11 protein-coding genes are annotated in these 12,445 nt (G+C 61.2%); 8 read left to right on the forward strand and 3 right to left on the reverse strand.

The annotated features are described in order from the left end of the window. Nucleotides 1-11: 11 nt before the first annotated feature. The 7 genes from AB5Y84_RS18965 to AB5Y84_RS18995 all read left to right on the forward strand — a co-directional run bounded on the left by AB5Y84_RS18965 (nt 12) and on the right by AB5Y84_RS18995 (nt 7,802). Entirely contained in the window at nt 12-1,784 is a 1,773-nt protein-coding gene (locus AB5Y84_RS18965; protein ID WP_368177562.1) for a 4Fe-4S dicluster domain-containing protein, read from the forward strand. 10 nt (nt 1,785-1,794) lie between these two features. Then, nucleotides 1,795-2,412 carry a molecular chaperone gene (locus tag AB5Y84_RS18970; RefSeq protein WP_368177563.1) on the forward strand — a complete coding sequence of 206 codons (618 nt, stop codon included), beginning with the start codon at nt 1,795-1,797 and terminating at the stop codon, nt 2,410-2,412. A gap of 117 nt (nt 2,413-2,529) precedes the next feature. Further along, nucleotides 2,530-2,733: a transcriptional initiation protein Tat gene (locus AB5Y84_RS18975; protein ID WP_005303194.1), complete on the forward strand. Its 204-nt coding sequence runs from the start codon at nt 2,530-2,532 to the stop codon at nt 2,731-2,733. 23 nt (nt 2,734-2,756) lie between these two features. Next, nucleotides 2,757-5,633: a formate dehydrogenase subunit alpha gene (locus AB5Y84_RS18980; protein ID WP_368177564.1), complete on the forward strand. Its 2,877-nt coding sequence runs from the start codon at nt 2,757-2,759 to the stop codon at nt 5,631-5,633. Between the two features lie 4 nt (nt 5,634-5,637). Next, the gene (gene fdh3B / locus AB5Y84_RS18985; protein ID WP_005334799.1) at nt 5,638-6,264 is read left to right on the forward strand and encodes a formate dehydrogenase FDH3 subunit beta; all 627 of its coding nucleotides are present in this window, start codon (nt 5,638-5,640) and stop codon (nt 6,262-6,264) included. Beyond that, nucleotides 6,261-7,232 (forward strand): formate dehydrogenase subunit gamma, encoded by a 972-nt coding sequence (locus AB5Y84_RS18990; protein WP_005334792.1) that lies wholly within the window; start codon nt 6,261-6,263, stop codon nt 7,230-7,232. The genes fdh3B and AB5Y84_RS18990 overlap by 4 nt, the downstream gene beginning before the upstream one ends. Before the next feature lie 159 nt (nt 7,233-7,391). Continuing rightward, entirely contained in the window at nt 7,392-7,802 is a 411-nt protein-coding gene (locus AB5Y84_RS18995; protein ID WP_257725191.1) for a DNA breaking-rejoining protein, read from the forward strand. Between the two features lie 87 nt (nt 7,803-7,889). Here AB5Y84_RS18995 and AB5Y84_RS19000 read toward each other — a convergent pair whose 3' ends face one another. Beyond that, nucleotides 7,890-8,654 (reverse strand): ABC transporter substrate-binding protein, encoded by a 765-nt coding sequence (locus tag AB5Y84_RS19000; RefSeq protein ID WP_257725190.1) that lies wholly within the window; start codon nt 8,652-8,654, stop codon nt 7,890-7,892. 274 nt (nt 8,655-8,928) lie between these two features. On the opposite strand from AB5Y84_RS19000, the gene AB5Y84_RS19005 reads away from it, so the two are divergent. Further along, nucleotides 8,929-10,644, forward strand: a complete 1,716-nt coding sequence (locus tag AB5Y84_RS19005; protein ID WP_005334789.1) for an NAD-dependent malic enzyme — start codon at nt 8,929-8,931, stop codon at nt 10,642-10,644. 89 nt (nt 10,645-10,733) lie between these two features. Here the strand turns inward: AB5Y84_RS19005 and AB5Y84_RS19010 are convergent, their stop codons facing one another. Both AB5Y84_RS19010 and AB5Y84_RS19015 read right to left on the reverse strand, forming a co-directional pair. Next, on the reverse strand, nt 10,734-11,075 hold the full coding sequence (locus AB5Y84_RS19010; RefSeq protein WP_368177565.1) for an RT0821/Lpp0805 family surface protein: 342 nt from the start codon (nt 11,073-11,075) through the stop codon (nt 10,734-10,736). Then, entirely contained in the window at nt 11,072-12,226 is a 1,155-nt protein-coding gene (locus AB5Y84_RS19015) for a hypothetical protein (protein ID WP_368177566.1), read from the reverse strand. Before AB5Y84_RS19015 ends, AB5Y84_RS19010 begins: the two co-directional genes overlap by 4 nt. Between the last annotated feature and the right edge of the window lie 219 nt (nt 12,227-12,445).

Genomic DNA, 12,445 nt, shown 5'->3' on the forward strand with positions numbered 1-12,445 from the left:
CAGGAGCGTATGTGAGCACTGAACAAACATTGCCAAATCTGGGCCCAAATCTAGCCTCCAATCTTGCCCATGGGGCGGGGGCGGCCGCGTATAACGCGCGCGCTCGCGCTTATGCCCTGCAGCATACGGTCAAGACCGATAACCTGATCCCGGCCACTGTCTCATACCAGAGTCAGGGGCGCCTGCTGCTGGTCGGCCCGGAAGATCGGATTCGCCGCGCTGCCAGCCTGCTGCCCGCCGGGGTGAAGCCCACCCTGCTGGTGACCGAAGCGGTCCACGATGCCGAGGCGGCAGATCTCGAAGCCATTTTCGATGCCACCGCATCCCTCGCGGCCCTGACCCTGCGTGAGCCGAGCCTGACAGGGTATCTGGGGCAGTTCCGGCTCACCGGTCTCAATGGGCAGGGGGAGCGGGTTAATCTGGCTACGCTTTGCTTCCCACAACAAGGCTTTCCACAACAAGCGGCTGCTGTTAGTGAACAGCCACGCGAACCGCGCTTCGATCTGGTGGCCGATCTGGGCCGCGCCCAGCTCTTTGCGCTGGAACGCCCGCCGGTCGGTTATCTGCATCTCTCCGATGATCAAGGGCTGGCCGAACGGCTCACCGAGCTCTGTGCGCTGACCGGTATCTTCGACAAGCCGCGCTATTTTCGTCTCGACCCCGAGGCCTGCGCCTTTACCGCCCGCGGCGTGCCCGGTTGCAGCCGCTGTCTCGATGTCTGCCCGACCGATGCCCTCAAGCCCATCAATGGTCGCATCCAGATCGATCCCCATCTCTGTCAGGGCTTTGGTAGCTGCGCCTCTGCCTGCCCGACCGGGGCGATTGCCTATCACCAGCCCGACGCCAACACCAGCGGTGACTACCTGTTCCGATTGCTCAAGCATTATCGGGAGGCGGGCGGCGAAGCGCCGCAGCTGCTGATCGCCGGTGAAAGCGAGCGCGAATGGGTGGAGGCCGAACTCACCCGCCTGCCTGCTAACTGGCTGCCAGTCTGGGTGGAGGAGAGCGCGAGTTTAGGCATCGAGAGCTGGTTTGCCGCACTCGCCTACGGTGCCAGCACGGTGCGCATTGCGCTGGGTGACGATGCCCCTGCCAGTGTGCGGGCATTGGTTGAGCGGGAGCTGGCGAGTGCTGCCGTGCTGCTGGCGGGCGCCGGTCTTGCTGCCGATCGCATTGCTCTGTTTAACCCGGATGCCGAACAAGATAAGCCGATCTCCTGTGAACCAGCCGTTGCCCTGCTGGACAAGCCGCTGAAAGGGGACAAACGGGAGAACCTGTTTGCCGCCTTCGATGTCCTCTGGCAGGCCAACGAAGGGAGCCGCGAGCCGCTGGCGGTGCCTCATGGCGCCCCATACGGCAGTGTGGAATTGAAAGAAGCTGACTGCACCCTCTGCATGGGCTGCGTGGCGGTCTGCCCGATCCGCGCCCTGCATGCGGTGGGCCATGCGCCGGGCCTCAACTTTATCGAGCAGGATTGCATCCAGTGCGGCATGTGCGAAAAGGCGTGCCCCGAGCAGGCCATCGTGCTCACGCCCCGTCTGCAACCCGTGCCCGAGGTGCGCCGCGCCGTGCAGAGCCTCAAAGCCGAAGAGGCAGCCTGTTGCATTCGCTGCGGCAAGCCGTTCGCGCCCGCCTCGATGATCCGCCGCATCCAGCAAAAACTGGCCGGTCACTCCCACTTCCAGAACGAGGCCGCCCAGCGGCTGCTGATGTGCGAGGACTGTCGGGTCAAGGATGTGTTTGCGGCGCTGGCGGCGGATCCCGTCTCCCAGCTCAAGGTATGAGGGGCCAGTGATGAGTGAACAAGATAACGAAAAGGCAGGCGAACTGACCATGACCGAACTGGAACAGAGCAGCGCCGATCTCTACGCCCTGCTGGCAAGCCTCTGGCGCGCCGCCCCCCGTGGCGAACAGCTCGCCTGGCTGCAAGGGTTGCAGCCGATGCCTGGCCCCTTTGCCAGAGGGCTCGGGCTGGTGCAGCTGGCGGCCAGTAGCCACCACGAAAACGAGCTTGCCGAGGAGTATCAGAATCTCTTTATCGGGCTGGGGCGCGGGGAGATCGTGCCGTTTGCCTCCTGGTATCTCACTGGCTCCCTGATGGAGCTGCCGCTGGCGGTGCTGCGCGCAGATCTGCAGTCCCTCGGTTTCGAGCGCCAGAGCGGAGTGTGCGAGCCGGAAGATCATCTCGCCGCCCTCTGTGAGGTGATGGCGGTGTTGATTGGCGAGCAGCACCCGGAGCGCAACCGCTTCTATGAGCGCCACCTTGCCCCCTGGGTACTCGCCTGTTGCCGCGATCAGCAGCAGGCGAAAGGGGGCAGTTTCTACCGGGCAGTCGGCGCCCTTGCCGAAGATTTCTTCAAGCTGGAAAACGAATTGCGCCTGCCGTTTGGCGCCTGCGTGGTGCCGGGCTGAACGCCCTTATCTGCGCATAACAAGAGCTGCACATAACAAAACGAGCAGACGAGATATCCCATTGGACGCGAAGCTGGCGCGCAGGCGCCAGCAAGAACAACAACAGAGGTCACAAGAATGAGCGATGAACAGCTGAAAGACCCGTCCCGCCGCAATCTGATCAAGGGAGTTGGCGTGGTCGCCACCATAGGCGTATTGGCCGGTGCCACCGGTCGGGTGGTGGGCAAAGAGGTGCTGACCCACGACACCGAGCCTGACAAGGGCTATCGGGAGACCCCCCATGTTCACGACTTTTATCGCACCCTGCGCGGCACCGACTGAGCCGGATCAGTGAAGGAGAACTCATGAAACTGACAAAACGTGCCGAGCAGCCCCAAGTGGGCGAGCAGGGCAATGAGGCCATTCGCGGTCAGGGGCTGACCCGTCGCGCCTTTATGGTCAACTCCGGTCTGGTGGCCGGTGGCGCCGTGGCCGCCGGTTGGCTGGCACCAGCCATGATGCAGCGGGCCGAGGCCAAAACCGTGGCGGCCGACGTGCCGGTCGAGGTGAAGCGCACCATCTGTTCCCACTGCTCGGTGGGCTGCGGCGTTTATGCCGAGGTGCAGAACGGCGTCTGGACCGGTCAGGAGCCGGCCTTTGATCACCCCTTCAACCTTGGCGGTCACTGCGCCAAGGGGGCGGCCCTGCGCGAGCACGGCCACGGTGAGCGTCGCCTCAAGTACCCGATGAAGCTGGTGGGCGGCAAGTGGCAGCGCATCAGCTGGGATCAGGCCATCGAAGAGGTGGGCAACGAAGTGCTGCGCCTTCGCAAGGAGTCCGGCCCCGACAGCGTCTACTGGCTCGGCTCCGCCAAGCACTCCAACGAGCAGGCCTACCTGTTTCGCAAGATGGCGTCGCTTTGGGGCACCAACAACGTGGATCACCAGGCGCGGATCTGCCACTCCACCACGGTCGCTGGCGTCGCCAACACCTGGGGCTACGGCGCCATGACCAACAGCCTGAACGACATGCACAACAGCAAGTCGATCATGTTTATCGGCTCCAACCCGGCGGAGGCCCACCCGGTCGCCATGCAGCACATCCTGCTGGCAAAAGAGCGCAACGGCTGCAAGATTTTGGTGGTCGACCCGCGCCGCACCCGCACCGCCGCCAAGGCGGACATGTACCTCTCCCTGCGTCCGGGCACCGACGTCGCCTTTATCTGGGGCATGCTCTGGCACATCTTCAAGAACGGCTGGGAAGATAAAGAGTTCATCCGCACCCGTGTCTACGGCATGGATGAGGTGCAAAAAGAGGTGGCGCGCTGGACTCCGGCGGAAGTTGAGCGGGTGACCGGCCTCAATGAACAGCAGGTTCATGGCGCCGCCAAGCTGCTGGCCGACAACCGCCCCGGCTGCGTGGTCTGGTGCATGGGCGGTACCCAGCACACCACAGGCAACAACAACACCCGCGCTTACTGCATCCTCGAACTGGCTCTCGGCAACGTGGGCAAGAGCGGGGCGGGTACCAACATCTTCCGTGGCCACGACAACGTACAGGGGGCCACCGACTTTGGCGTCACCTCAGACTCCCTGCCCGGCTACTACGGGCTGGAAGAGGGCTCCTGGAAGCACTGGGCCCGGGTGTGGGACGTCGATTACGAGTGGATCAAGGCGCGCTTCGACAACAAGGCCTACAACGGCAAGCTGCCGATGAACAACAACGGCATTCCGGTCTCCCGCTGGGTGGACGGGGTGCTGGAGAACGCCGATCTCATCGAGCAGGGCTCCAACATCCGCGCCATGTTCTACTGGGGCCATGCGGTCAACTCCCAGACCCGCGGCCCGGAAATGAAGAAGGCGATGCAAAAGCTCGACATGATGGTGATTGTCGACCCGTATCCCACCGTCGCCTCGGTGATGAACGATCGCACCGACGGCGTCTACCTGCTGCCGGCCACCACCCAGTTCGAGACCTATGGCTCCGTCACCGCCACCAACCGCTCCATGCAGTGGCGCGACAAGGTGATTGAGCCCCTGTTCGAATCCAAGGTCGACCACGAGATCATGTATCTCTTGAGCAAGAAGCTCGGCTTTGCCGACCAGCTGTTCAAGCACATCAAGGTGGAGAACAACCAGCCGCTCTTGGAAGACATCACTCGCGAATTTAACCGCGGCATGTGGAGCGTGGGCTACACCGGCCAGAGCCCGGAGCGGCTCAAGGCGCACCAGCAGAACTGGCACACCTTCCACAAGACCAACCTCAAGGCCGAGGGCGGCCCGGTCAGCGGCGAAGTGTATGGTCTGCCCTGGCCCTGCTGGGGCACCCCTGAGATGAAGCATCCCGGCAGCCACATCCTCTACGACACCAGCATTCCGGTATCGGAAGGGGGCGGTGGTTTCCGCGCCCGTTTCGGCATCGAGTATCAGGGCGTCTCGCTGCTCGCCGAAGACTCTTGGCCGAAAGGGAGCGAGGTGGAAGACGGTTATCCCGAGATCACTGCCGACCTGATGAAACAGCTTGGCTGGTGGGATGAGTTGACCGAGGCCGAGAAGAAAGAGGCCGAGGGCAAGAACTGGAAGACCGATCTCTCCGGCGGCATCCAGCGGGTCGCCATCAAGCACGGCTTTGTGCCGTATGGCAACGCCAAGGCGCGCTGCGTGGTGTGGACCTTCCCGGATCAGGTGCCCAAGCACCGCGAGCCGCTCTACACCCCGCGCCGCGACTTGCTGGCTGACTACGCCACCTGGCCTGATTCGAAGAGCCTGTGGCGCCTGCCGACCCAGTACGCCTCGGTGCAGGAGAAGGACGTCAGCAAGGAGTTCCCCATCATCCTCACCTCGGGCCGTCTGGTCGAATACGAGGGGGGCGGCGATGAGACCCGCTCCAACCCCTGGCTGGCTGAATTGCAGCAGGAGATGTTCGTCGAGATGAACCCGGCGGATGCCAACGACGTCGGTGTGCGCGATGGTCAGGATGTGTGGGTCGAGGGGCCGGAAGGGGGCAGGGTCAAGGTGAAGGCGCTGGTGACCCCGCGGGTCAAACCGGGGCTCGCCTTTATGCCGTTCCACTTCGGCGGCCACTTCGAGGGCAAGGATCTGCGATCCAAATATCCGGAAGGGTCTGACCCCTATGTGCTGGGGGAGTCGGTCAACATAGTCACCACCTATGGTTATGACCCGGTCACCCAGATGCAGGAGACCAAGGTCACCCTGTGCCGTTTTCGCAAAGTAGGAGCCTGATCCCATGGCCAGAATGAAATTCATGTGTGACACCAAGCGCTGCATCGAGTGCAACGGCTGTGTGACGGCGTGCAAGAACGAGAACGACGATGCCCTGGAGTGGGGCATCCAGCGCCGCCGGGTGGTTACCCTCAACGACGGCCTGCCGGGGGAGACCTCCATCTCGGTCGCCTGCATGCACTGCACCGACGCCCCCTGCATGGCGGTCTGCCCGGCCGACTGCTTCTATCACACCGACGACGGCATAGTGCTGCACAACAAGGATCTCTGCATCGGTTGTGGCTACTGCCTGTTTGCCTGCCCGTTCGGGGCGCCCCAGTTCCCGAAGACCGCCGCCTTTGGCGATCGGGGCAAGATGGACAAGTGCACCTTCTGTGCCGGCGGCCCGGAAGAGGATCACAGCGAGGCTGAGCGTCAGAAGTACGGTGCCAACCGCATCGCCGAGGGCAAGCTGCCGATGTGTGCCGAGCTCTGCTCCACCAAGGCACTGCTGGCAGGGGATGCGCAGGTGATCTCCGATATCTTCCGCGAGCGGGTTGCCTATCGCGGTGCCAAGGATGCGGCTTGGGGTAATGGCGATGAGCTGTTTCATGATGCCAGCAAGCTGAACAAGCAGGGAGGGGCGGCATGAAAACCTGGCTAATGGCCCTGTTTGCTGCCCTGCTGCTGGTGAGTACCGCAAGTTTCGCCGATGCCGAGAAAGAGGCGGTCGGCTTTGCCGGCGCCGATTACTGGCGGGCGGTGAAGGATGGGCAGGAGGGGGTGACCACCTCCCGCTCGCCGGAGCACGGAGTGCTTATCTCGGTGCCGGGCCAGCTCTGGTTCGAGGTGAAGACCAAGTGGGTGTCGCCGCTCGGCGCCATCGCCATTTTCGGGTCGCTCGCCATGTGTGGCCTGATGTATCTGGTGGTGGGGCAGACCAAGCTCTCCAAACCGCGCACCGGGCGCAAGCTCAAGCGCTGGAGTCGGCTGGATCGGGCGCTGCACTGGACCACGGCGGCCATGTTCCTGACCCTCTCCGGGTCGGGGCTGGCCATCATCTACGGCAAGTACTTCATCAAGCCGGTGGTGAGCCTCGGGGTGTGGGAGAACTGGATCTGGTTCGCCAAGGTGTTCCACAACTACGTGGGGCCGCTCTTCTTCCTCTGCCTGATGGGGGTACTCATCAAGTGGTTCCGCCACAACATCGTCAACATGGTGGATGTGCAGTGGTTCATGAAGTTTGGTGGCATGCTCGGCAAGCACAAGGGGAGTCACCCTTCGGCAGGCTTCTCCAACGGCGGCGAGAAGGCGATCTTCTGGTTGCTGATCTGGTTTGGCGGCATTGTGGTGGCGACCGGGCTGTTCCTCGACTTCCCCATCTTCGGCCAGCTGCGCCGCCAGATGGAGTGGGCCAGCTTTATCCATATCGTAGGCGCCTTGATCCTTATCTGCGGCTTTATCTTCCATATCTACATGGGTCTGTTCCAGCTGGAAGGGGCGCTGGAGGGGATGGTGACCGGCGAGGTGGACGAGACCTGGGCCAAGGAGCACCACGACCTCTGGTATGAAGAGGTGAAACACACCCTCGATGAGCCCAAGGCGGGCAAATCAAGCTGATGGTCGACAAAGAGTAAAGAGAAGGGGCGCTGCGGCGCCCCTTTTGATGGCGGGTCGATCGTGATGGCAAATTGATTGAGCGATGCCGCAAACGGCGATGGTTTTTTGGGCCACCTTGAGCAACAGTAACAGGGGTTCCATTCACACAAGGGATGACAAATGATGAGAAAAGCATGGCTGGCAGCGGTATGTGCATCTGCGCTCTTCGGTGGTATTGCGGGCGTGGCGCAGGCGGCTGACGGGATCAAGACCCAGCAGGTGCAGTTCAAGAAGGGGGAGTCAGGGGCGACTATCAACGGCACCATTCAGGGTAGCCAGACCCTCGATTACAAGCTGACGGCCAACAAGGGCCAGAGCATGGTGGTGATCCTGACCGGCAAGCCCTACTTCAATATTCTGCCGCCGGGCAGCAAGGGGGAGGCGATGTTTATCGGTTCTACCGAAGGGAACAACTTTGAGGCGACCCTGCCCGCCAAGGGCACTTATACCATTCGGGTCTACCAGATGGGGGCGGCCGAGAACAGCAAGGCCAAGACGCCGTTCAAGCTGGAGGTGGGCATCAGCGGCTAATGCCAGCCGCTGACAAGCATCACAGAGGTGGCGGCCACAAAGGGCCGCCACCGTTGTTTTATCCCCTCTGTTTTTGCCTCGCCAAGGTCAATATTCCCCTCGGGCCAGCCGCTCGAAGTAGCGCTTATAACGTCCGCTGGCGATGGCCTGCTGCAACTGCTGATTGAACTGATCCCGCAGTTTGGCTGAATCCGGCATCTTGCGCGGGAACATCACGAAGCTGTCGTTGCGCAGAAAAGGGGTCTGACTGTGGGTGATGAGTGCCGCGCTGGCGGGGTCGAGCTGGCTCTGCAACTCGGCCAGACCGACTCGCAGCTCTTGTGGATAGAGGTCGATCCGTCCGCGCAGCAGCTTGCCGAAATTCTGTTTCACGTCGGTTACTTTCTGTTGGGTTACCTTGCCATCGGCCACCATCTTGTCCAGCTCAGGCCCGTAGCTGTAGGCGATATCGCCCCCCAACCGCATGCCGATGATCTGTTCAAGGCGCTCGGCCCGCAGCTGCCGTGATTTGAGGGAGAAGAAGACAAACTGCTCCTGCAGCACCGCTTCGCTAAACAGAAAATCCTGCTCCCGCTCCGGTTTGTGCATCCAGACGGCGGTGGCGTCGTAGAGCTGGCTGTTGGCCGCCAGCGAATAGACCCGACCCCAGGGGGCGAAGTGGAACTTCACCTCATAGCCTGCCTCTTTGAACAGATCGCTGATGAGGTGGGCCACTGGACCGTGCTGTTTTGACTGCTCGGAGACGAAAGGGGGCCATTCACCCACGATGATGTTGAGCACCCGGCCCGGAGCGGCGAGAGCCGACTGGCAGGTCAGAAACAACCACAGAGCAAGCAGCGGGATCAGGCGCATGGCAGAAAGAAGGGGACGCAGGCTGGCAGAGGCGAGGGCATCAGGTCACTCCCGGCTGTGATGCGGTGAAAGGGGCTGGGTTGCCCGCAATGCTAACATGAGTCTCATTCCTTGCCGTGGATATTTGTCTCGTCGGGGCCGCCGGGCGCCTATTTTGGCCGCAGGGTATGCCCAAGCTCACAAAACCGATCGAGTAAACGTCATATGATTGATTTCATTATGAGTCTTGCTCTCCTGCCGAACGGCAATTTCACGTAAATCAAAGAGAATGACTATGGCTACCGGACAATATCTGCTGTGGAAAGATGCACAGGGACAGGATTTTCGCCCCGTTGCACTGACCGGCACTGATCTGCTTAACAATCGATACCTCAACAAGGGCACAGCCTTCACCGAACAGGAGCGGGCCGATTTTGATCTCGATGGTTTGCTGCCGCCTCAGGTGCAAACTTTTGAAGCCCAGCTCGAGCGAGTGTATGAGGGGTTCAAGAGCGCTTGCAGCGATATCGAGAAGTACCAGAACCTGCGTGCCCTGCAGGATCGCAACGAAACCCTGTTTTATGCCCTGTTGTCACGCCATGTGGAGGAGATGACTCCCTACATCTATACCCCGACCGTGGGCAAGGCGTGTCAGGAGTTCAGCCACCGCTTCCAGAAGCCGCGCGGCCTCTACATCACCCCGGACAACGTGGATGACATGGGCAGTCAGGCCCGTCACTTCGATGCCAAATCGATCCGCATCATAGTCGTCACCGACAGCCAGGGCATTCTGGGGATCGGCGACCAGGGGGTCGGCGGCATGGGTATCCCCATCGGCAAGCTGGCGCTCTATACCCTGGGTGCCGGTATTCACCCCGCCTGCTGCATGCCCATCGCGCTGGATGTGGGCACCGACAACCAGAAACTGCTCGATGATCCCATGTATCTGGGCCGCCCCCACAAGCGTATTCGCGGCAAGGAGTACGAAGAGTTCATCGACAAGTTCGTGCAGGGGGTCAAGCGCCACTTCCCCAACGCCGTGCTGCAGTGGGAAGACTTCAGCAAATCCAATGCCTTCAACAATCTGGCCCGCTACCAGCAGTCACTGCCGTCATTCAACGATGATATTCAGGGCACCGGTGCCGTGGTGCTGGCCGGTATCATCGGCGCGGTCAAGGTCAAGGGGGAGACCCTGGGCCAGCAGAACTATCTGGTCTACGGCGCTGGCGCCGGCGGGGTTGGTGTCGCGGATCAGATCTGCGCGGGGATGATCCGCGAGGGGATGGATCCGCAGGCGGCCCGCGATCGCATCTACATTCTGGATACCCAGGGGCTGGTGTGCGACAACCGGGACGGGCTCGACGAGTACAAGCGTCGCTACGCCAAACCGGGGCTGCTGCTGGCAGGCTGGGATACCGAGGTACCCGGCAAGGCCAATCTGGCCGATGTGCTGCGTCATGTGCCCATTACCGTGTTGCTGGGTACCAGTGGCTCGGGCGGTGCCTTCCAGGAAGAACACATCCAGCTGATGCTGCAGCATTGCGAGCGCCCCATGGTGTTCCCGCTCTCCAACCCGACCGCCAACTGTGAAGCGCTGCCGGAAGATATCTACCGCTGGAGCAAGGGCAAAGCCATTGTCGCGACTGGTAGTCCGTTCAAGGATGTGAGCTACGAGGGGCAGGAGTTCCGAGTCGGGCAGGGCAATAACGTCTTTATCTTCCCCGGTGTAGGTCTGGCGGCCATCGTCAGCCAGCTCCGCGAGATCACACCCGATGTCTTCACTACAGCCGCCTTTGCGCTGGCCGAGTGCGTGAGTGAGGTGGACCTGGCGAAAGGAGCCGTGTATCCCCGCATTCGCGAGCTGCGCAGCATCTCGGTGCATGTGGCGACCGCCGTGCTCAAGGATATCGTGCGCCGGGATCCCTCCCACCCGCTGATCGGTCAGGATTTGCAGCAGCATATCCTCAACCACATGTGGGAGCCGGTTTACCTGCCCTATCGTCGGGTATAACCGCATATTCACCGCCGAGATAACGGGTCGGTAAAGATGACAAGGGGGTAGCGCTGCTACCCCCTTTCGTTTATCCCCCGTGGCATTCACTAAGTTCGCAATGGCCGCCAGCGCCCTTGTTGATTGCGACAGGCGGTATCCTGCCACTGCTGGCTCGCCTTGCCGATATAGAGTTGCTCGCGATAGTCGCGACACCACTCCCCGCTGGTATGGCGGAAGGTGCGTAGCGGGGTGACGCTACCCGAGTGACGATTAGCCGGATTGAACCAGGTGAGGCTCTGCCCTTTGGTGCGGGTTTCCAGCGCCTTGGCGAGTGCCTGATTGGCCAGTTGAACATCTGTCTTATCCATCTGATGGTAAAGCGGCGGGGTGTCGACCGTGGCGCAGCCAGTGAGGCCGAGCAGGAGGAGTGGTAACAGATATCGCATCATGCTTGCCCCTGTTGGCGAAAACCGTTGTTGAGCAGCGCCCGCTCCTGCTCATCGGTAAGCACTTGCTGACGATCGTCGACCGTGCCATCACCTCTTAGTTTGTTGCCGTTGGCATCGACAGCATCCACACCGTTGTCATCGACCGAGCCATCACCTCTTAGTTTGTTGCCGTTGGCATCTACAGCATCCACGCCGTTGTCATCGACCGTGCCGTCACCTCTGAGCTTGTTGCCATTGGCATCGACCGCATCCACGCCGTTGTCATCAACGCCATTGCCAAACCCGTGGCCACCACCATGGCGTTCTCCCCCTGCATGTTTTTCTCCACCAGCATGCCGTTCACCTCCACCATGCAGCTCTCCGCCGGCATGCTCTCCCTGACCCTGATTGCCGTGGCTGCTGCTCTCGTTATCACTGCCGCCGTCGCTATCACTGCCTCCGCTGCTGTTGCTGCCACTGCCGCTGTTGTTGCCACCGCCGCTGTTGCTGCCTCCACCGCTGTCGCCACCACCACTGCTGCCCCCACTGCCACCATCGCCATCTTTGTTGTGAACGATCAGCTCATTGGCGATGTAGCTGTGGCTGCCATCGAGCAGCAGATTGAAGAGTGCGGTAGTGGGAGGAGCCTTGATCCAGCAGAGTGACTCAACCAGCAGTAATTCCAGCTGGGGTTGCAGGGCCAGATTGCCCGTCACCATGGCTGGTGCCGGGCGACATATTATCTGCATGCCGTTAAATAGCGGCAGCACCGCCAGTTGCGGGTTTTCGGTTCGGGTCATGGCCGGTGAGATGGCTGCCCAGCCCCGAGTGGTCAGCAGAGGGTGCTCTGCGGTAAAGAATGGGGGCAGATCATTGATCCCGTAGAGTCTGCGCTTGCCCAGTATGACCCGTTCGATCGCCAGGATCCGGTTACTGCCGCCGTGTTGATCCAGCACTCGTTCACCGACCCGCAGCGTCTCTATGGGGCGGGTGGAGCCATCGGCCATCGTGATGCGAGTGCCGGCGATAAAACAGGACTTGGCATAGGCCTGATTCATTTGCCACTCATTGTGGGCGAAATCATAACTGAACGGGTTCGCAAACAGGGCGAGAGCGATGGCCGAGCCGATCAGCAATCTGCGCTGGCTGGCCTTGAATGGGGGCTGTGACATGGGGACTCCTTGTCCATCTTGATTCACAGGATCCATTATAGAGCGCCCCTTGGCGGCGGCATTTTTGACCATGAACACAATAAACATGATGGAAAAACGATTGGCGTTCGTCACAATAATGCGTAAAATCGCATACTCGATGCTTGTAGCAACGAATCCCGCCTAAAAAGCCAGTTTCATGCCCTTCCCAAGCAGTAAAAGGTAACAAGTGACGCATTT

The organism is Aeromonas sp. s11, from assembly GCF_040907945.1.
GTDB lineage: Bacteria > Pseudomonadota > Gammaproteobacteria > Enterobacterales > Aeromonadaceae > Aeromonas > Aeromonas veronii.

Excerpts from the sequence above, each read along its gene's own strand:
- AB5Y84_RS18970 (WP_368177563.1), top strand. The coding sequence starts at position 1,795 with ATGAGTGAACAAGATAACGAAAAGGCAGGCGAACTGACCATGACCGAA.
- AB5Y84_RS18975 (WP_005303194.1), top strand. The coding sequence starts at position 2,530 with ATGAGCGATGAACAGCTGAAAGACCCGTCCCGCCGCAATCTGATCAAG.
- AB5Y84_RS18980 (WP_368177564.1), top strand. The coding sequence starts at position 2,757 with ATGAAACTGACAAAACGTGCCGAGCAGCCCCAAGTGGGCGAGCAGGGC.
- fdh3B (WP_005334799.1), top strand. The coding sequence starts at position 5,638 with ATGGCCAGAATGAAATTCATGTGTGACACCAAGCGCTGCATCGAGTGC.
- AB5Y84_RS18990 (WP_005334792.1), top strand. The coding sequence starts at position 6,261 with ATGAAAACCTGGCTAATGGCCCTGTTTGCTGCCCTGCTGCTGGTGAGT.
- AB5Y84_RS18995 (WP_257725191.1), top strand. The coding sequence starts at position 7,392 with ATGATGAGAAAAGCATGGCTGGCAGCGGTATGTGCATCTGCGCTCTTC.
- AB5Y84_RS19000 (WP_257725190.1), bottom strand. The coding sequence starts at position 8,654 with ATGCGCCTGATCCCGCTGCTTGCTCTGTGGTTGTTTCTGACCTGCCAG.
- AB5Y84_RS19005 (WP_005334789.1), top strand. The coding sequence starts at position 8,929 with ATGGCTACCGGACAATATCTGCTGTGGAAAGATGCACAGGGACAGGAT.
- AB5Y84_RS19010 (WP_368177565.1), bottom strand. The coding sequence starts at position 11,075 with ATGATGCGATATCTGTTACCACTCCTCCTGCTCGGCCTCACTGGCTGC.
- AB5Y84_RS19015 (WP_368177566.1), bottom strand. The coding sequence starts at position 12,226 with ATGTCACAGCCCCCATTCAAGGCCAGCCAGCGCAGATTGCTGATCGGC.